The following is a 20,108-nucleotide window of genomic DNA, read 5'->3' on the forward strand; positions in this document are numbered from 1 at the left end:
TGGGGTTACCCAGTGCCAGGAAACTTATCATTATTCTCTCTTATTTTATTGACAGATAATTACTTATACTTTCTCAAAAACCACTAAACATGCCGGTTTGGTACAGACTTTTGGGGCAGCGCGGGTTGCTGCTGGCGGGGCTGCTGCTGTGGGCGCGGCTGGCGATGGCCACGCACATTGTGGGCGGCGAAATGGACTTGCTGCACCAGTCGGGCAGCACCTACACCCTCACCCTAACGCTCTACTTCGACGCCATCAATGGCAGCGCGGGCGCCCTCGACCAGAGTTTGGTAGCCGGCATTTTTGACAAGGCGACCAACCGCCAGCTCGCCTTCGTGCCGCTGCCGCTCACCAGCAACACCTTTGTGAGCTACACCAACCCGGCCTGCGCCGTGGGCACGCTCAGCACCCGCAAGCTGGTGTACGCCCGAAATATCACCCTCGATGCGGCCACTTATACCAGCACCACAGGCTACTACGCGGCGGTAGAGCGCTGCTGCCGCAACCTGGCCATTGGCAACATCGTGAACCCTGGCGGGGCCGCCCAAACCTTCTACCTGGAGTTTCCGGCCGTGGTGCGGGGCGGGGCGTCGTTCGTGGATTCGACGCCGCGCATCTTCCCAGCGCTCGGCGATTACGCCTGCCTTAATACGTTGTTTTACTACGACTTCGGTGGCCAAGACCCCGACGGCGATTCGCTGGTGTACGACATGGTGACGCCGCTCAACGGCCACTCGACGGCCGCCAACCCGGCGCCCGCGCCGCTGGCCGCGCCCTACTCGGCTGTGACCTGGACCACCGGACTGGGCACCGCCAACCAGATTCCGGGGGCGCCCGCGCTGGGCATCGATGCGCACACCGGGCGGCTTACGGTGCGGCCCAGCCGGTTGGGGTTATTCGTGTTTGGGGTGCGCTGCTCAGAATACCGCCAGGGCGTAAAAATCGGCGAAACCCGCCGCGATTTTCAACTCTACGTCCTCAACTGCCCGCAGAATAACCCACCCGTGGCCACGGTGGTGGCGGGCGGCCACACCTACCGCGCCGGGCGCGACACGGTGCGCCTATCGCCCAATTCCTTGTGTTTCAGCATCAAATACACTGACCCCGACGCCAGTTCGGCGCTCACGCTCAGTACGCAGCCCGTCAATTTTACGAGCCCCGCCCCGGCCTTTACCACTACCAGCAGCGGCCTGGTGCGCGCGGCGGGCCAGCCCGATACGCTCACGGCTACGCTCTGCTTTCCGGCTTGCACCAACACCAAGGGCAAGGTGTACTTGCTCAACGTAATTGTGGCCGACAACGGGTGCAGCCTGCCCAAGCACGACACGGTGCAGGTGGCCTTCACGGCGACTGTGGCCCCCAATACGGCGCCGGTTTTGACTTCGACCCTACCCCCCGAGCCGGTGCCCAGCACTGCGCCGGTAGTGGTGCGCCTGCCCCTGGGCCAGCCCTACACCGCCACTTTTCTCGGCCTCGATGCCGACCCAAACCCGCTGACACTCACGGCTACCGGCGAGGGTTTCGACCTGGCGGCCGCGGGCATGGCTTTTACGGCTCAAAACGGCACGGGCCGCGCCACGGGCACCTTTACTTGGACGCCCGCTTGCGGCCCCGCTACCGCCAACGCCACTGGCTTGGTGGTGCATTTTTTGCTGACTGAAAGCGGCGTGTGCGAGCCCCTACCGCAGTCGCGCACCGTGCGCTTTGAGGTGGAGCAACCCGTTGACTCGCTGGCGTTTCGGCCACCCAACGTCATCACGCCCAACGGCGATGGCCTCAACGATACCTTTGCGCTGCCCGACCTACCCCCCGATTTTTGCGGCAGCCAGTTTGCGAACGTGCAGATATTTTCGCGCTGGGGCCAGCTTGTGTATCGGTCACCGGCCCGCACCTTTGCCTGGGCCGGGGCGGGGGCAGGGGGCATCTATTATTACCTTGTCACCTACACCGACGGCCGCCGGTTCAAGGGCTGGCTCGAAGTGCTGCCCTGACCCCAACGCCTGTCGTTTTTTCTTTGCGCTGACAAGCGTTGAATCTCCTGCATGAAGCTCAAGAAAAATATTGCCACCAGCGAAGCCGGTTTCGTGTTCAACCCCGCCACCGGCGACTCGTTTGCGGCGAGCCCGCTGGCTGCCGAAATTCTGGAGTTGCTGAAAGCGGGCCAAGCGCCGGCGGCCATCCAGGCCAGCCTTTTAGCACGCTACGAGGTGTCGGCTAGCCAGTTGCAACGCGATTGGGACGACCTGATGGCTCAGCTGCACCAATTTCAACTGCTGGAAAGTTGAGGCTATGGGTACTGAAAGGACCGTCTTGCTCATCCCCAATTAGCCATCTTTAACCATTAATCATTACCTCCTTGTCGCGCCGCCCGCTTACCGTGGCCCTTACCGGCCTCAACGCCACCGATAGCCCCGGGGCGGGCGTGGCCGTAGCGCGGGCGCTGCGCGAAAGCCCTGAGTACGAGGTGCGCCTTATTGGCCTAAGCTATGAAGCCTTAGAGCCAGGCATTTACCTGCGCGAGCTGTTTGCCAAAACTTACTTATTGCCCTACCCCGCCGCTGGCTCGCAAGCCCTGCTCGAACGCCTGGAATACGTGCAGCAGCAGGAAAATATCGCCGTTATTATCCCCAATTTCGACGCCGAACTACCACATTTCATCCGGCTAGAGCCGCAGTTGCGGGCGGTGGGCATTCGGCTGTTTGTGCCTACTCTTGCGCAACTGGAAAGCCGCGAAAAATTGAATCTCAGCGCCTTCGGCACCGCTCACGCGCTACCCGTGCCCGCCACCCACGCCCTGCGCCAAGCCACCGACCTAGCGGTGGCAGCCATTGCCCTCGGCTGGCCACTGGTGCTAAAGGGCCGCTACTACGAGGCCCAGGTAGTGCACACGCTGGCGGCGGCCGAGGCAGCTTTTGGGCAGTTGGCGGCCCGCTGGGGGCTGCCGCTGCTGGCCCAGCAGTTTGTGGCGGGCCAGGAGCTGAACGTAGCTGGCTTGGCCGATGGCCGCGGCCAACTGCTAAGCGCCGTGCCCATGCGCAAGCTCACCATCACCGACAAAGGCAAGGCCTGGGCCGGCATTACGCTAGAGGACGAAGGCCTTACAGAGCTGGCCCGCCGCTTTGCCGCCGCCACGCAGTGGCGCGGCGGCTTCGAGCTAGAGCTGCTGCGCACGGCGGCTGGCGAGGTGTTTATTTTGGAAATAAACCCTCGCTTTCCAGCCTGGGTTTACTTGGCCGTTGCGGCGGGCCACAACCAGCCCGCCGCCCTGCTGCGCCTGGCGCTGGGCGAGGGGGTAGGGCCTTTCGGGGCGGTGGCGGTGGGCAAGCTTTTCGTTCGCTACGCCTGGGATATGATTGCTGATTATACGGATTTTCAACGGATAGCAGGAATAGGCGAGCTTTGATGACGCTATTTTTCTGGGGTAAGGCCTCCCTTCTAGGAACCACAGAACAACCATTTCCATGACCAAGCTTCCCTACGAACGCCCCACTATCCGCAAGCTCACGGCGGGCCCACTGAGTAAGTTTGGCCCGCGGGCCGGGGCGCGGCCCGTGGCCGAGCTAGAGGGCGTGCCGGTACCTGAGCTGCTGGCGCGGTTTGGCTCGCCGCTGTTTGTGCTGAGCGAGCGGCAGCTCAGGCGTAGCTACCAGGCTGTGATGCGGGCATTTGGCACGCGCTACCCCCAGGTGCAATTGGCGTGGTCGTACAAAACGAACTACCTGAATGCCGTGTGCCGGGTGTTTCACCAAGAAGGTGCCTGGGCCGAAGTAGTGAGCGGCCTAGAGCTGGAAAAAGCCCTCGGCAACGGCGTGCCAGGTGCCCAAATCCTGTTCAACGGCCCCGGCAAAACCCGGGCCGACCTGGCCCGCGCGGCTGAGGTAGACGCCGTCATTCACCTCGACAATGCCGACGAACTGCACCGGCTGCTCGAAGTGGCGGCCGGCCGGCCCCACCGCCCCCGCGTGGCCTTGCGCGTGAACCTCGACGCCGGTATTTTTCCGCAATGGGACCGGTTTGGCTTCAACCTCGAAAATGGCCAGGCCTGGCAGGCATTGCAGCAGGTAGCGGCTGCTACCGAGCAGCTCGACTTGGTGGGCCTGCACTGCCACTTGGGCACCTACATTTTGCAGCCCGCCGCCTATGGCGTGGCGGCTACCAAGCTGGCGGCGTTGGCCTTACGGTGCCAGCAGGAGCTAAGCTTGCCCGTGCGCTACCTCGATTTGGGCGGCGGCTTTCCTTCGCAAAACACGCTAAAGGGCAGCTACCTACCCGGCCCCGACGCCGTGCCCGACCTCGATGACTACGCTGCGGCCATCGCCGAGGCGCTGCTCGGCGCGGGCTTCCGGGTGGGCGAATTGCCGCTGCTGGTGCTCGAAGCCGGTCGCGCGTTGGTCGATGAGGCGGGCTACTTATTGGGCACCGTACTGGCTACCAAACGCTTGGCCGATGGCCGCCGCGCTACGGTGCTCGATTTTGGGGTCAACCTGTTGTTTACAGCTTACTGGTATGACCACCACATTAGCCCGGTACGCACGTTTTCGGAGCAAACCGAACCCACTGTGCTCTACGGGCCGCTGTGCATGAACATCGACGTGGTGCGCGAGAGCATCGTCCTACCCCTGCTTGCGGCCGGCGACCAGGTAGTGGTGCACCGCGTGGGTGCCTACAACATGAGCCAGTGGCAGCAATTTATCACGCTGCGGCCCCACGTAGTACTACTTGATTTACAAGGCAATCCGCACATTATTCGGGAAGCTGAAACCCTGGAATACTTGCAGCAGCCCGAGCGCGTACCAGCACATTTACAAGGCTGAATAAATAGTAAGAATGAAACCTGAAGGAACGTCATGCCGAGGATAGGAAGCAGCTTATTCGCAGCAGTAAGCCAATCGTTTAGCGAGGCGAGCGAGGTGCTTCCTATCCTCAGTATGACGTTCTTTTTTTATCGTCAGCTCCCGTTCCTCAGTTAAAAATGCCTGCTTTTTTTCGTGCCGTGCTGCATAGCTACAGCATGTTGTTTTTTTCGCAGCACCGGGGGCTGGCGGCGTTGTTGCTGCTGGCCACCTGGGCGCACCCGTGGGCGGGGGCGGCGGGGCTGGCGGCGGCGGCGCTGGCGGTGGGCGGAGCGCGATTAGGCGGCTTCAGCCGCGAGTACACCGACTTGGGCGCGTACAGTTTCAATGCCCTGCTTGTGGGGCTGGCCCTACCCCTCTACTTTGCGCCGAGCGCGGGGCTGGCGGCGCTGGTAGGGCTTGGGGCGGGGCTGGCGCTGCTGCTAAGCGTGGCCCTGGGCGGCTGGCTGGGCGGGCGCGGGCTGCCGTTTTTATCGCTGCCTTTCATCTTAGTTATGTGGCTGTTGCTGCTGGCCAGCCGGCAGCTGCCGCTGGTGCCGGCCGAGGCCGGGGGCGTGTACTGGCTCAATGATGCCTACGCGCTGGGTGGCCCGCACCTGGCTAATGCTGCCCGCTGGGCCACCGAAGCCGACTGGCCACCGCCCGCCGCCACTTACCTGCGCGCCCTGAGCGCGGTGCTGCTGCAAGACAGCCCGTGGGCGGGCTTGCTGGTGGCGCTGGGGCTGCTCTGGCACTCGCGCATCGCGTTTTCGTTGTCGGTGCTGGCGTTTGGGGGGGCCTGGGGGCTGGCGCTACTGGCCGGCGCGGGGGTAGGGGGGGTAGGGGGGGTAGGGGCTTACGACCTGGGGGCCAACTACCTGATGGCGGCCGTGGCGGTGGGCGGGGTATTTGCCCTGCCCTCGCTGGGCAGCTACGGCTGGTCGCTGCTGAGCTTGCCCGTTACGGCGGTGCTGCTTGCGGCGGCCGAGGCGCTGCTGCGGCCGCTGGGCCCGGCCGGGCTGCCGGCGTTGTCGCTGCCCTACTGCCTCACCTCGCTGCTGTTTCTGTACGTGCTGCTGCTGCGCGAAAAACCAGGCAACTGGCTCGTGCTCACGCCACTACAGCGCTACTCGCCCGAGGCCAACCTTTACGCCCACTTGGCCGGGCTGGGCCGCCGGGCCGCTGCTCTGGCGCCGGTGCCACTGGCGTTGCCCTTCCTGGGCGAGTGGCGCTGCACGCAGGGCTACGCCGATGGCGGCCCCACGCACCAGGGCCCCTGGGGCCAGGCCCTGGACTTCGCCATCACCGATAAAGAAGGCCAGACTTACGAGGGCAGCGGCCGCACGCTCAGCGATTTTTACTGCTACGACAAGCCCGTGCTGGCCCCCGCCGACGGCACCGTGGAGGAAGTGGTGCAGCACCTGCCCGACAACGCCATTGGCGAGGTTGATACCCGCCAAAACTGGGGCAATACCGTGGTGCTGCGCCACGCGCCGGGCCTGTATTCGCAGCTCTCGCACCTGCGGGCTTATTCGGTGCGGGTGCGCCCCGGCCAGGCCGTGCGGCGCGGCGAAGTGCTGGCTAGTTGCGGTAGTTCGGGCCGCTCGCCCGAGCCACACCTGCACTTCCAGCTGCAAGCCACGCCGGCTATTGGCTCGCCTACGCTGGCGTATCCGTTGGCGCATTTCTTGGCTAGCGATGGCAGTTTAAAAGGTAGTGAATCAATAGGTAACAAGCCTGATTGCCTTTGCCAGTCGGCGCTTACACTACATACTGCTACCGTGCCGCGAACCGGCGAGCTGGTGCGCCCGCCGCAGCCGCAAGCGCAGCTAAGCCAAGCCTTGCACCTACCGCCGGGGCAGCGCCTGGCCGTGCAACTGGCAAGTGCGCCCGAAGCCCCGCCGCAGGTTTGGGAGGTGTTTACCGATGCTTATAACGCCCGCTACCTGCGTTGCCACTATACGGGCGCCGTAGCCTACTTCGAACAAGATGAGGCGGTATTTCAGTGCACCGCCTACTATGGCTCGCGGCAGGCGTGGCTGTACTGGTTTTACTTGGCTGCCTACCGCGTGCCGCTCTGCTACCTGCCGCAGCCGAGGGCAGTACCGCTGCCGCTTTCGGTGGTGCGCCGGCCTTGGCTGGGCTGGCTGCAAGACGTGGTGGCGCCGTTTTTCCAGTTCGTGCAGCCGGTTTTTACGCTAAAGTGGCTAGGGCCCGATGCTGGCCCGGCGGCCCGGCAGTTGCAACTAGGTAGCCGGGTGGTGGTAAGTTACTTTGGCCAGAAACAAGTAGTGCAGGAAGCCGAACTGACCATCGCCGACGGTGCCTTGACCAGCCTCACGGCGCGGCGCGGCGCGCAGCAACTGGCCCTCACCTTTGCCGCGGCCAACTCATGAGCCAGCGCCTACCCCCCCTCTTTGGCCAAAGCTGGCCAGCCGCCTGGCGCGGGCTGCTACTCTTGCTGCTGGCGCTGGGCCCGGCCCGCGTTAGCCAGGCCCAGCAACTACTTGATTTTCAGTACGTCGATAGCCTCACCCAAACGCTGCTTGACCAGCATCGCTGGCGGACCCTCGACTCGGTGGGCCACGCGGCCTTGCGCCTGGGCGCCGACTACCCTGCCCTGCGCCGCCGGCTCGGCGAGGCAGCCTTGGCCACCGACCACCCCGCCGCCGCGCTGCGCTACTACGGCGCGGCCTTGCACCAAAACCCGCTCGATGCCGCGGCGCGCGCTGGGCTGGCGGCCGCCTACCTGGCTTTCAACCAGCCCGGCCCCGCCGCGCTGCTGGCGCGGGCGCTGCCCGATTCTACCCGGCAAGTTTTGCGCCTGGCAAGCCACCAAGCCATTACGCAGCTCGAGTTGGAAGGTACTACCCTGCAAACCGCCGAGCGGCAGCGCGGCGCGGCCACTTTTGGGCGGCTCGGCGTGAGCAGCCGCCTGAGCCCCCGCCTGCGCTTAACCCAAAACTTCAGTTACTACGGCCAGGAGGTAGAGTTGCCCCGCTATGGTGGCCTGGGCTCGGGCGAGCAGCACCGCACCAGCCAGGGCCAGTACCACGCCCTACTGGCTGCCCAACTGACCCCAAGCTGGCAGTTGAAGGCCGGCTACGATTTTATCACCAAAGACTTGGGCGCCAACAACCTGGGCTACCTAGCTGTAGCTTACGCCCGCCCCGGGTGGACGGCCCAAGCCGGCCTGTACGCGGGCACCGTCACGGATACGGCCCGCGTACAGGCCGACTTGCGCCTAACCGTGTACCCGCTCGGCAACCTGCGCCTCTACGGGTTTGGGCGGGGTAGCGTAGTGCGCAGCAGTGGCCGCAGCTACCCCAACGCCCTGCTTGGCGCGGGCGGGCGGCTGCGGCCCCGGCTCTGGGTCGAGGCCTGGGGCAGTGTGGGCACCGTGCCCGTGCTGGCCGAAGCCGACGGCACCTACCTCTACAATCTGCTCGACCCGCTGTGCCGCCGCGCCGCCGTCAGCCTGCTTATCTTGGGCCCGCAGCGGCTTAGCCTGCGCCTCTTGTACGGGGCCGAGCAGCGCCGCATCACCGCTATCGGGCTCGACTACACCCTTCATTCCTTCTCTGCCGCCCTCGCATGGACTTGGTAAAGCCCGCCCTACTTGCTGCCGCGCTCGCTATCCTTAGTCCTACCCATGCCTGGGCGCAGCAGTCGGAGAGCCTCGCGGCTAGCTTCGGGGCCAGCTACGCCGCCGAGGCCAAGGCCGATTACGACGACGCTATTGCGGCGCTCAAGGGCAGCTATGCCAACCTCTACGAGCAAAACTTGCGCTTGGGCTGGCTGTACTTTCTGGCCAAAAACTACACGGCGTCCGCTGTTTACTACCAAAAGGCCGTCGACCAGCGGCCCTACGCCATCGAGCCCAAGTTTGGGCTGGTGAAGCCGCTGAACGCGCTGGGGCAGGTCGAAAAAATGCTGGGCCTGTACTTGGCCATCTTGCAAACAGACCCGCAAAACACCCAGGCCAATTACTGGACCGGCGTTATCTACCTCAATCGCAAAGCGTTTGACAAAGCCGCCCGCTACTTCGAGCGCGTCGTCAATCTCTACCCCTTCGACTACGACACCAACCTCTCGCTAGCCTGGACTTACCTCAACCTGGGCAAAAAAACCGAGGCGCGCGCCCTCTACAATAAGGTGCTGCTCATTCGCCCCGGCGATACCAACGCCCTGGCCGGCCTCAAGCGCTTGTAGCGCGTTGTTGCCCTACCCCCCTCAGAGGCAAGTAGCTCTTTAGCAGTTTAAAAGCAGGCTGAACTACCGCAGGCAAACCTCCTGCTCCTATTCCGAAACGGCTTATTCTCAATGATTGGTTTTATTCAGAAACACCGTTGGCGGCTGCTCAAACTGGTGTTTAGCCTTCTCGTTTTTCCTTTTATTGGCCTCAGCTACTACAACCAGCCTTACTCCGATGATTTTGTGCTGGCCAGTTTAGTGCGCAAGCAGGGCTTTTGGGGCGCTAATAGGGAGTTTTTCCTCACCTGGTCGGGCCGTTTTTTCACCAATGCCTGCTATACGGGCCTCAATCCGCTCAACTACGGCTGGCTGCCGGGCATGGCGCTGCCGGTACTGGTGGGGTTGCTGCTAAAAGTGGGGATAGTAACCTGGGCGCTTCACAGCTTGGCTGCTAAAACTTTGCCGGCGAGCACTGCTGGTTGGTTGGCGGGCGGCCTGGTGTTGCTGCACACCGTGCTGGTACCCGACTTGTATTCAGCAGTTTACTATTTCACCGATTTGGTGGTGTACCAATTGCCCGCGCTCTTGTTAGTGCTGGTGCCCGTTGCCGTGGCGCGCGCCCACCGGGCCCCAACAGCGGGGGGCAAACGGCTAGCGCTGGCCGCCGCCGGAGCCGGCACTGTAGCAGTAGCGGGGTCAAACGAGTTAACGATTGCCCTTCTTGGGTGGCTGCTCCTGGCAGGTTTCGGCCTGAGCTGCTACCAAAAAAAGGGGTCCAGCGCCCGCATTTGGCTAGTTTTGGGGGTAGTGCTGCTGCTGGGGGCCAGCTTTGCGCTGCGGGCGCCGGGCAATTTTTCGCGCCTGGGCGTCGAGGCCAAGCCCACTGTGGGCGTGGGCCTAGTGCAAGTAGTGGCGAGGCTGGCTAAAGCAGTAAAATTGATTTTGCTGGCGCCTGAGCTGCACGCGATGCTGCTGGTGCCGTTGCTACTAGCGCCGCTGGGGGTGCGCTTGCTGCCTGCCCGCCCCACGGGGCTGCGTATGCCGCTGGTAGTGAGCGCTGGCTTTCTGCTGCTAGGGCTGGTTGTCGGCTGCCTTCCTTACATGGTCGTGTGGGAAGCCCCGGTGCCCACCCGTGCCGTTAACGTATTGATGTGGTGGTTGCTACTAGGCTGGGTGGTAGCCTGCTGGGCGGCTTTGCCGGCCACTACTACGGCCAGCGCCGCCTTCCGCTTCGGCGGTATGCGCTTGGTAGCCAGCCTTGTATTGGCAGCCGTGGTGGTTGCTACCAGCGTGCGCGCCTGGCAAGAGCTCCTACTGGATGCCCCCGCCTACGCCCGGCAGTGGGAGGCGCGGTACCAACTTTTCCAGCGCGCTGCCCAACTACCCGGGCCTAAAGAACTTACCATAGCGCCCATGCTAAACGTCACCCCACGGTACGTCATGATTCGGGGCTATGATATTCAGCCTTCCTACCACTTTTACACGAATGTGGAAACGGCGGCATGGTTTGGCCTAGATTCGGTACGCACCGATGCCCGGCAGTTGCGGCAAGCTGCTTTTTAAGCAGCGGCTTTCCCTACCCCCATTAAACTATTTGAGACAAAAAAAGGCCGTTTCCTGGTAGGAAACGGCCTTTTTACTAGTAGTAGCGGGGACTGGACTCGAACCAGTGACCTTTGGGTTATGAGCCCAACGAGCTACCAACTGCTCCACCCCGCATTGTTTGGTAATACAAAAGTACTGAAAAATCCTGAAAAAACAAGCGTTGTGGGAGCCGAAGGCTTCATTCGGGGCCTTGCGTCCTGATTTTCAGACATAAAAAATAAGTAGCGTAAGGCAGCTAAGATGATTGGATGCGCACTGGCAGTGCTTTTATCGCCAGCTTTGCGGTTTCATTCGCTGCTAGTCTATGTCACCCAAACGCCCGGCCGCTCTGGCTTTCATTTTCGTCACCATTCTTATTGATGTCATTGGAATAGGTGTTATTATTCCGGTTTTACCGGCTCTGATTGAGCAGCTTACGGGCGAAGGTGTGAGCCAGGCCTCGCAGTACGCGGGGTGGCTATCATTTGCTTATGCAGCGGTGCAGTTTGCATTTGCGCCAATTGTGGGCGGCTTGTCCGACCGCTTTGGACGGCGGCCGGTGCTGCTGGCCTCGCTGCTGGGGCTGGGGTGCGACTACATTTTTCTGGCGCTGGCGCCCACCATTGCCTGGCTGTTTGTGGGGCGCATTATCGCGGGCATTACGGGGGCGAGCTTCACCACCGCCACTGCTTACATTGCCGACGTGAGCACGCCCGAAAAGCGGGCCCAAAACTTCGGGCTGGTGGGTGCGGCGTTTGGGTTGGGCTTCATTATCGGGCCGGTGCTGGGGGGCTTGTTTGCCCACTGGGGGCCGCGGGTGCCGTTTTTGGTGGCCGCCGGGCTGAGCTTGCTCAACTTTCTCTACGGCTTGTTCCTAGTGCCCGAGTCGTTGCCAGCTAGCCAGCGGCGGCCCTTCGAGTGGCGGCGGGCCAACGCCATAGCCTCGCTGCTGCGCTTAGGCAAGTACCCCAAAATAATTGGCTTGGTAGTGGCGCTGGTACTGCTGTATTTGGCGGGTTCGGCTACGCAGTCCGTCTGGACGTTCTACACCATCCTCAAGTTTGGCTGGGGCGAGAAACTGATTGGCTACTCGCTGGGCGCGGTGGGGGTAGGGGCGCTTATTGTGCAGGGTGGGCTGGTGCGGGTAGCCATTCCGAAGCTGGGAATAGCGCGCGCCGTGGCTGTGGGGCTGGTATTCTACATGATTGGTTTTGTGCTGTATGCGTTTGCCTCGCAGGGCTGGATGATGTTTGCCGTTACGGGCATCTACTGCTTGGGCGGGCTGGCGGGGCCAGCTTTACAGGGTAGTATTTCGGGGCAGGTGCCGCCCTCCGAGCAGGGCGAGTTGCAGGGGGCGCTCACCTCACTCGTGAGCGCTACGGGCGTGGTGGGGCCGCTGGTTATGACTAATTTGTTTGCTTGGTTTACGCGGCCGGGCGCACCGCTGCGGTTTCCGGGCATGCCCTTTTTGGCTGGAGCAGTGCTGACGCTGGTGGCGCTACTGGTGGCGGCCGGCCCCCTGCGGCGCCTGCCGCCCGAGCCCAGCCAGCCACTCGCGCCAGGTGCGGATATTATTTAAGAAAATTTATTTAGAGAAAAAGCCCCTGCTAGGCGTAGCAGGGGCTTTTTTTACGGGGTAGGGACAGCTATGGGAAAAACTTTTTTTGCTCTATTACGAAAATATCGTAGTATTACGAAAAATTCGTAATAAGCATCTATGGAACGCCTCACTCAACCCGAAGAAGACGCCCTGCGCGCCCTCTGGCACACCGGCCCCGCTTTCGTGAAGGACGTGCTGGAGCAACTGCCCGCCCCGCGCCCGCCCTATACTACCCTGGCCTCGACGCTGCGCAACCTAGAGCGCAAGCTGTATGTCAGCGCCGAAAAGCTAAGCAATTCTTTCCGCTACACGGCCCTGGTAAGCGCCGAGGACTACCAGCGCCGCTCGCTGGGCGCGCTGGTGCGCGAGCACTTCCGCGATTCTTATAAAGAGCTGGTTTCCTTTTTTGCCAAGGAAGAAAAAGTGAGTGCTGCTGACTTGCAGGAGATTATCCGACTCATCGAAAAGCAAAAGCCCGAGTAGCATGGCGCCTACCCTCCTCTATTTGCTGAAGGCCAACGGGGTGCTGGTGTTGTTTGCGGCGGCCTACTACGGGCTGCTGCGCCGGCTCACATTTTTTGGCCTGAACCGGGCGTATTTGGTACTGGCGCTGCTGTTTGCGGCAGTATATCCGGCATTACCTATGCCAGCGCTGCTGCCAGCCGAGGCGCTGGCGCCTGTGCCGGCAGCCTGGCAGCAGGCGGCAGGGGTAAGAGCCAGTGTCGGCACGCTGGCCCCAAGCGCAGTCATCGACTGGCAGCTGGTTGGCTTAGTGGTGTACGCTGCTGGTGCTGCACTATTTGTGCTGCGGCTGCTGGGGCAGCTGCTTAGCCTGGCCTGGCTGAGGCGCACTACCCGGCCGGCCACGGTACTGGGGCAACCGGTGCGCCTGCTGGCGCGGCCCGCCGCGCCCTTCTCATTTGGCCGCGCTATTTACTTGAGTCAGGAGCTGTTAACCAACATGGATGAGCTAGTGGTGGTACTGCGCCACGAGCAAGCCCATGTGCGCCAGTGGCATACGCTTGATGTGCTGCTGGCGCAGGTAGCCCTTGCACTGGCCTGGGCTAACCCCGCCGCCTGGCTGCTACGCCGCGCCGTGCTCGACAACCTCGAATACTTGGCCGACCGCGCCGCCCTGCAAACCGGCCTCGACCGCCGCGCCTACCAATACAGCTTGCTGCACCAACAGCCGGGCGCCGTGCCCGCGCCGGCCTTGGCCTTTCATTTCTCCTTTCTCACCCTCAAAAACCGCATTCTCATGCTGAACCAACCTGCTTCGACTACCCGCCAGCTGGGACGCTACCTGCTGGCTGCGCCCCTCGTGATGGCCTTGGCGCTGGGCTACTCGGGCGCCCGCGCCCAGGCTGTTACCGCCGTGGTGCAGCCGGCGACTTTCCACCCGAATATTCCGGCCAATGCGCTCTATTACCTAGATGGGCAACCCAGCAGCGAGCAGGCCGTGCGGGAGCTGCCCGCCAGCACCATCTATAATATGGACATTATTCAGGATGAGCCGGCTAAAATCAAGCAGGTTTTTGGTAATACCACGGCCACCAGCGCCATCATCGTTACAACGCAGGCCAACGCCAACTTGCCGGCCGTGCTGGCGCTAGTTGATAAAGCCGATTTGGGTTCGGGCTACTCGCACACGCCAGTCCAGGTCAACGTGCTGGTGCCGAAAGCTCTGGCCTACATCACCCAGCACTACCCCGACGCGCGCCTGAGCGGCGAGGTGGTGGAAGCTAAGCGGAAAACGACCGGCGCCGTGAAGTACCACGTGCAGCTGGTATCGGGCAAACGGCCATTTTACGTTTTCTTCACACCGCAGGGCGACTTCATTTCGGAGCATCGCTAAGGGCGCGGTGCCCGTGCCAACCAAGTAGCCGAAGAGCCCCAGCCGCGGCCGGGTAGTTCGCAGAGGTAGCTCTGGTGAACTACCCGGCCGTTTCGCGTCGTTGCTGCATCGGGCGTAACTTGTTGCGGCGCGGGCCGGTGGCAGCGCCCCCAGTCGATTTTTTGCTTATGACGATGGTAGCGACTCCCCCGGCGGCCGGGGTTTCTCTCAACGAGTTTCCGGTGCTCACCCAAGTACGGGCCGAACTCGAAGCCTACAAGCGCAAGTTTTACCTGAGCCTGCTGGTGCGGGGCAGCTTGATAGCGGGCGCCTTGCTGCTGAGCTTGTTTGTGCTCTTCAACGTGCTCGAATACTTCCTGTACCTGCCCACGGCGGTGCGGGCGGGCCTGCTGTTCAGCTTCTTGGCCTTGGCTGTGTACGCAGTGGGGCGCTGGCTGTGGCAGCCCCTGGCGGCGCTGGCCAACCTGCGCCGCCTGCTAAGCGACGAGCAGGCGGCCCGCCAGGTGGGCGAGTTGTTTCCGCAGGTGCAAGACCGCCTACTGAACGCCTTGCAGCTGCAAGGCCAGGCCCGTGGCAACGAGCTATTGCTGGCTAGCCTCGAGCAGCGTGCCGGCCAGCTACAAGGGGTGTCGTTTGCGCAGGGCATTGATATTCAGCAGCAAAGCAAGCCGCTGTGGAAGTACGTGCTACCCCCCCTGGCGGTGCTGCTGCTGGCGCTGGCGTTTTACCCCGCGCTCATCACCCAAAGTACTAGCCACATTTGGCATTTTCAGCGGCAATACTCGCGGCCCGCACCGTTTGATTTTGTACTGAAAAACAAGAATTTGCGCGTTTTTAAAGGCGAAAATTTCACCCTGGAGGTAGCTGTAGCTGGTAAGGTACTGCCGGCCACCGTCAGTATGTTTATTGACGGTGCCGAGCGGCCTTTGACCAAAGTGCCGGGCCACGCCGATGCGTTTCGCTACACCTTCGAGCAGCCTGACCAAGACGTGGCGTTTCAGCTCAGCGGCGCCGGCTTTGTGTCGCCCGAGTACCACCTGATGGTGCTGGAGCGGCCTGACCTGCGCGACTTTACGGTGCACGTGGCCTACCCCCCCTACACCGGCCGAGCCGCCGAAACCATTCGCAACGGCGGCAACCTGACCGTGCCCGAGGGCAGCCAGCTGCGCTGGGAGTTTAGCACGGCAGCCACCGAGGCGCTGGCCCTGCAATTCAGCCAACCGGCCGAAACCGTGCCTGCCACCCGCAACGGCGACGCTTTTGTGGCCGAGCGCCGGGCGCTTCGCTCGCAGCCGTACCTAGTGCAGCTGCGCAACGCGGCCAGCCTCAACCGCGACCCCATCAGCTACCAGCTCACGGTGGTGCCCGACGCGCCGCCCACACTCACCGTGGAGGCATTTTCGGACACCACTTCGTTGCGGTTTTTGGCCCTCGGTGGCATGGCTCAGGATGACTACGGCCTTACGGCGTTGCGCCTGCACTACCAGGTGCGCCGGGCCGGCGCGGGTGGGGGGGGTAGCCCTTCGGTTAGTCGCGCCTTGCCCCTGCCCAGCGGCGTGGGCGGCACTTACTCGTACACCTGGAACCTGGCGACGCTCAACTTGCAGCCCGGCGACCGGCTCGAGTATGTTGTGGAAGCGCTTGATAACGACGGTATTCACGGCCCTAAGAGCACGCGCTCGCGGCCGCTGGAGTTTCGCCTGCCCAGCCGGCACGAATTAGACAAGCATCTGGCTTCGCAGGCTAATTCGGTGGCCAGCCAACTGAGCTCAGCGGCCAAGCAGAGCAAGCAGCTGGAACGCGAACTGGCTCAGAGCCGCGACAAGCTCAAGACCAAGCGCGACATGAGCTTCCAGGACCGCAAGCAGCTGCAAGACATGCTGGAGCAAAAGCAGCAGCTCGACCAGCAGGTGCAACAGATGCAGCAAAAGTTTGAGCAGCTGCAACTACAGCAAAACCAGCTCGACCCCAAAAGCGAAGAACTGGCCAAGAAGGCCGAGGAGCTAAAAAAGCTCATGAACGACCTGCTTGACCCTGAAACCAAAAAGCTTTACGACAAGCTGCAAAAGCTGCTGGAACAGCAAAAGCAGCCCGATGCCGAAATGCAAAAGCTACTGGCGCAGCTCGAAAACAAGGAAAATACTTTGCAGAAGGAGTTAGACCGCGCCCTCGAAATGTTCAAGCAAATGCAGTTTGAGCAAAAGGCCGAGAAAACCGCCGACCGGCTTGAACAACTGGCTAAGGAAGAGGAAAAACTGGCCGAGCAAACCGCCCAAAACGACAAAAATAGCCCCGACAACAAGCTCACCAAACAGCAGCAGGAAGCTAAAAATGACCAGCTAGCGCAGGAGCAAGCCAATAAACGTCAAGACTTTGAGCAGCTTAAGGAAGACCTCAAAGACCTGAAGCAGCAGGACAAGGAACTGGGCGACCAGAACGGCCTCGACGAGCAAAAGCCCGACCAGCAGCAAACTGACCAGGATATGCAGGACGGCGAGCAGCAGCTTTCGAAGAACCAGAACCAGAAGGCCAGCCAAAGCCAGAAAGCCGCCGCCGAGCGCCTGCAGAAAATGGCTAAGAAGATGAAAGACCAAATGAGCGACGACGAGCAGGAAAAGGCCCAGCAGAATATCGACGACCTGCGCGATATCCTAGATAACCTCGTCACGCTCAGCTTCGACCAGGAGAAATTGATGAAGGACTTCCGGGCCGTAGACCAGACCGACCCACGCTTTGTGCAACTCGGCCAAACGCAGCGCAAGCTGCGCGACGATGCCCAGATTATCCAAGACTCACTGTACGCGCTGGCTAAGCGCGAACCCAAGATTCAGAGCTTTGTAACGCGCGAAGTGGGCGAGATGAACGGCCGCATGGACGAGAGCCTGAACCATATTCGGCAGCGCGACGTGCCCCGCGCCACCACGACCCAGCAGCAGGCCATGACGAGCATCAACAACCTGGCCCTCATGCTTTCCGATGCCCTCGGCCAGATGCAGCAAGAGATGCAGCAGATGCAGGGCAAAGGCCAGCCCCAGAGCGGCGGCGGCAAGCCCGGCAAGAAAAAAGGCAAGGGTGGCTCGCCCGGCGCCGGCAGCCTCAGCAAGATGCAGCAGCAGCTCAACCAGCAGATTCAGCAGCTCTCGCAGAGCGGCAAAACCGGGCGCGCCCTCTCGCAAGAACTGGCCAAGCTAGCCGGCCAGCAGCAGATGCTGCGCCAAGCTATGCAGCAGCTCGGCAACATGCCGGGGGGTAGCAAGCCCGGTGGCAAAGACGGCAAAACTGGGGGTAAGGACGGCCAAGACAAAGATGGCCAGGGCGGCGCGGGCAATGCCGGTGAAATGAAAAAGCTAATGGAGCAGACCGAAACCGACCTCGTTAATAAACGCCTCACCGAAGAAACCATTAACCGCCAGCGCCAGATACTTACGCGCCTGCTCGAAGCCGAAAAATCGGCCCGCGAGCGCGACCAGGACACCAAGCGCGAGGCCCAAGCCGCTCAAAACCACCCGCCGGTATTTCCGCCTGCCTTCGACAAATACAAACCAGCAGCTAAAGACCAACAAACCGACCTCTTACGCCGGCCACAGCCTACCTTCACGCCCTACTACCAGCAAAAAGTAAGCGAGTATTTTCAAAAAACTCGCTAAGGTTGCGTAACCTTGCCCTTGAGCTTACGTAAGGGCCCCTTTGTGATAGCTATTGTTTAGGCAGTGCCGCGCCCACCTGGCTTTTAGTCATGGCGCCGGGGCACTGCCTGAATTTTGCACACTTGTTATACTTTTGTCCTCCCTATTTCTGCGTCGCTCTCCTTCTACCCTCCGCCGCCCCCTATGAAGCAGGTTAAAATACAGATTCCGTCACTCGTGGAAAACATTCGCGTCGTGGAGAGTTTCATCGACAACTCCAAGGACACGTTCCACATCGAGGACGATATCTACGGCAATATTATGGTGGCCGTTACGGAAGCCGTAAACAACGCGATTCGCCACGGCAACAAGTTTGACAAGGACAAAAACGTATACCTCTCGCTGTACGTGAACCCCGACAAGCTGAAGTTTGAGATTGAGGATGAGGGTACGGGCTTCGATTTTACGAACCTCGACGACCCTACTGCTCCCGAAAACCTGGAGAACCCCGGTGGCCGCGGCATTTTTCTGATTCGCCACCTCGCCGACGAAGTGGAGTTCAGCAATGACGGCCGGCGTATTGAACTCACCTTTGCCCTTACCCCTGGCCCTGCGCCCGAAGCCGCTGCCGCATGAATGCTGCCACTACCGCCGGCGTCCGCTATTTTGAAGCCCCCGGTATAGAATTCGTCGTAGAGGACGTGCCAGAGTTCGGCCTGCACGACGCCGAAGACCTGGTGGCTTGGATTGAGCGCATTGCGGCGGTGCACGAGTACCGTATTGCGCAGCTTACGTTCATTTTCTGCACCGATGAATACCTCCATAAATTGAATATGGAGTACCTCAACCACGACACCCTCACGGACATTATCACCTTCGATAATGCCGATGATGCCGACGTACTGGAGGGTGATATTTTCATCAGTGTAGAGCGCGTAGCTGACAATGCCAAAGACCTGAATATCAGCTTCCGCGATGAGTTGCACCGCGTAATGATTCACGGGGTGCTGCACCTGCTTGGCTACCACGACAAAGACCTGCTTAGCCAAACCGCCATGCGCCGCAAGGAGGATTATTGCCTCTCGCTGCGCGGGTTTTGATTGCTGAGCCAGCCGGCCTAACTACTTAGTATGCTGCGCAGTATCCCCGGTGTCGTGCTCGACTATTACCTGAGCCAGGGCTACTACCGAATGCGGCAGGACTTGTTTACCTGCCAATTCCTACCCCACGCCGACCAGCTATACACGGTGCATTGGTTGCGCCTGGTGCTGCGCCACGTGCAATACGGCAGTAAGCAGCGCCATTTGCTGCGGCTTAATGCGCCGTTCACGGTCACGGTGCAGCCATTTCGCCTCACAGCGGAGTACGAGGCTCTCTATAACCTTTATCACCAGAGTATTACCTTCGATGCGTCGCCCACGCTCGAAGAACTACTACTGGATGACACTTCTCACTCGTTATTCAAAACCGAAGTGATAGAAGTGCGCGACGGCGACGTATTGATTGCCGCCGGCATTTTTGACCAAGGCACGGACAGCATTGCTGGCATCGTCAACTTCTACCACCCAGCCTACCGCAAACACAGCTTGGGCAAGTACCTGATGCTGCTGAAGATAGCCCACGCCAGCCAGCAGCAAAAAACGTACTACTACCCCGGCTACCTTGTGCACGGCTACCCCAAGTTCGACTACAAGCTATTTGCCTGCCCGGCGGCCACGGAGGTATTTGATTGCCGCAATGGTCGCTGGCAGCCTTTTAGTTGGGAGGAAGTAGCCCGGCAGTCAGCCGCATTGCAGGTTGATTGGCAGTCAGAACACGATAACGATTGAACTAGCTAGGTTATTCGCCTATTTTCGCAGGCTGTTTTATCGTGCTTAATTGCCTCGTTGTTGCCATGCTGCACCTCACCCGTACTACTTCCGAGAATCTCAATTTTCGCACGCTCGTGCAGCTGCTCGACCAAGATTTGGCTGAGCGCGATGGCGCCGAACACAGCTTCTACGCGCAGTTCAATACTATTGCGCAGCTCCAGCACGTAGTGGTAGCCTACCAGAACGAGGAGCCGGTTGGCTGCGGTGCTTTTAAGCATTTTGAAGGCTATGCCGTCGAAATTAAGCGCATGTACGTGCGGCCCACCCACCGGCAGCAAGGCATTGCTCAGGCGGTTTTAGCCGAGTTAGAGCGGTGGGCCGCCGAGCTAGGCTACGCCAGCTGCGTGCTGGAAACCGGCAAAAAACAACCCGAAGCCATTCGGCTCTACGAGCGCAGCGGTTACGCTACGATTCCCAACTACGGGCAGTACATCGGGGTAGCAAATAGCGTGTGCTTGCAGAAGCCGATTAACTAGTAGGACCGGGGCGCCTACTGCTAGCCTTTTTGTGGCGAACTTTGTAGCCGGTTTCTGTTGTCCTATTGAA

16 protein-coding genes and 1 tRNA gene are annotated in these 20,108 nt (G+C 61.1%); 16 read left to right on the forward strand and 1 reads right to left on the reverse strand.

The window, feature by feature from the left end:
- The first annotated feature begins 89 nt into the window (after positions 1-89).
- From GO988_RS07735 to GO988_RS07770, 8 genes are all read left to right on the forward strand, one after another.
- On the forward strand, positions 90-1,991 hold the full coding sequence (locus GO988_RS07735) for a T9SS type B sorting domain-containing protein (RefSeq protein ID WP_157563876.1): 1,902 nt from the start codon (positions 90-92) through the stop codon (positions 1,989-1,991).
- Between the two features lie 51 nt (positions 1,992-2,042).
- Positions 2,043-2,285 carry a PqqD family protein gene (locus tag GO988_RS07740; RefSeq protein ID WP_157563878.1) on the forward strand — a complete coding sequence of 81 codons (243 nt, stop codon included), beginning with the start codon at positions 2,043-2,045 and terminating at the stop codon, positions 2,283-2,285.
- Positions 2,286-2,356: 71 nt separating this feature from the next.
- Positions 2,357-3,403, forward strand: a complete 1,047-nt coding sequence (locus GO988_RS07745) for an ATP-grasp domain-containing protein (protein ID WP_157563881.1) — start codon at positions 2,357-2,359, stop codon at positions 3,401-3,403.
- Between the two features lie 58 nt (positions 3,404-3,461).
- Positions 3,462-4,814, forward strand: coding sequence for an alanine racemase (locus tag GO988_RS07750; protein WP_157563883.1), 1,353 nt, complete (start codon positions 3,462-3,464; stop codon positions 4,812-4,814).
- Positions 4,815-4,972: 158 nt separating this feature from the next.
- Positions 4,973-7,228 (forward strand): urea transporter, encoded by a 2,256-nt coding sequence (locus tag GO988_RS07755; RefSeq protein ID WP_157563885.1) that lies wholly within the window; start codon positions 4,973-4,975, stop codon positions 7,226-7,228.
- The gene (locus GO988_RS07760) at positions 7,225-8,439 is read left to right on the forward strand and encodes a hypothetical protein (RefSeq protein WP_157563888.1); all 1,215 of its coding nucleotides are present in this window, start codon (positions 7,225-7,227) and stop codon (positions 8,437-8,439) included. The genes GO988_RS07755 and GO988_RS07760 overlap by 4 nt, the downstream gene beginning before the upstream one ends.
- The gene (locus GO988_RS07765; RefSeq protein WP_157563890.1) at positions 8,427-9,044 is read left to right on the forward strand and encodes a tetratricopeptide repeat protein; all 618 of its coding nucleotides are present in this window, start codon (positions 8,427-8,429) and stop codon (positions 9,042-9,044) included. Before GO988_RS07760 ends, GO988_RS07765 begins: the two co-directional genes overlap by 13 nt.
- Positions 9,045-9,155: 111 nt before the next feature.
- Positions 9,156-10,589, forward strand: a complete 1,434-nt coding sequence (locus tag GO988_RS07770; RefSeq protein WP_157563893.1) for a DUF6056 family protein — start codon at positions 9,156-9,158, stop codon at positions 10,587-10,589.
- Positions 10,590-10,672: 83 nt separating this feature from the next.
- Here GO988_RS07770 and GO988_RS07775 read toward each other — a convergent pair.
- Positions 10,673-10,745: transfer RNA gene (locus tag GO988_RS07775), tRNA-Met, on the reverse strand.
- Positions 10,746-10,935: 190 nt separating this feature from the next.
- On the opposite strand from GO988_RS07775, the gene GO988_RS07780 reads away from it, so the two are divergent.
- The 8 genes from GO988_RS07780 to GO988_RS07815 all read left to right on the forward strand — a co-directional run bounded on the left by GO988_RS07780 (position 10,936) and on the right by GO988_RS07815 (position 20,038).
- The gene (locus tag GO988_RS07780) at positions 10,936-12,189 is read left to right on the forward strand and encodes a TCR/Tet family MFS transporter (protein WP_157563896.1); all 1,254 of its coding nucleotides are present in this window, start codon (positions 10,936-10,938) and stop codon (positions 12,187-12,189) included.
- 138 nt (positions 12,190-12,327) lie between these two features.
- Complete coding sequence (locus tag GO988_RS07785; protein ID WP_157563898.1) at positions 12,328-12,693, forward strand: BlaI/MecI/CopY family transcriptional regulator; 366 nt, start codon at positions 12,328-12,330, stop codon at positions 12,691-12,693.
- 1 nt (position 12,694) lies between these two features.
- A complete protein-coding gene (locus GO988_RS07790) occupies positions 12,695-14,065 on the forward strand; it encodes a M56 family metallopeptidase (RefSeq protein WP_157563901.1) in 1,371 nt (456 codons plus the stop codon).
- Positions 14,066-14,232: 167 nt separating this feature from the next.
- Entirely contained in the window at positions 14,233-17,712 is a 3,480-nt protein-coding gene (locus tag GO988_RS07795; protein WP_232341441.1) for a DUF4175 family protein, read from the forward strand.
- 183 nt (positions 17,713-17,895) lie between these two features.
- Positions 17,896-18,327, forward strand: a complete 432-nt coding sequence (locus tag GO988_RS07800) for an ATP-binding protein (RefSeq protein WP_157563903.1) — start codon at positions 17,896-17,898, stop codon at positions 18,325-18,327.
- Complete coding sequence (ybeY, locus tag GO988_RS07805) at positions 18,324-18,791, forward strand: rRNA maturation RNase YbeY (protein ID WP_157563906.1); 468 nt, start codon at positions 18,324-18,326, stop codon at positions 18,789-18,791. Before GO988_RS07800 ends, ybeY begins: the two co-directional genes overlap by 4 nt.
- Before the next feature lie 30 nt (positions 18,792-18,821).
- Entirely contained in the window at positions 18,822-19,520 is a 699-nt protein-coding gene (locus GO988_RS07810; RefSeq protein ID WP_157563908.1) for a GNAT family N-acetyltransferase, read from the forward strand.
- Positions 19,521-19,585: 65 nt separating this feature from the next.
- Positions 19,586-20,038 carry a GNAT family N-acetyltransferase gene (locus tag GO988_RS07815; RefSeq protein ID WP_157563910.1) on the forward strand — a complete coding sequence of 151 codons (453 nt, stop codon included), beginning with the start codon at positions 19,586-19,588 and terminating at the stop codon, positions 20,036-20,038.
- Positions 20,039-20,108: the final 70 nt, after the last annotated feature.

It is taken from the genome of Hymenobacter ginkgonis (assembly GCF_009755225.1).
GTDB lineage: Bacteria > Bacteroidota > Bacteroidia > Cytophagales > Hymenobacteraceae > Hymenobacter > Hymenobacter ginkgonis.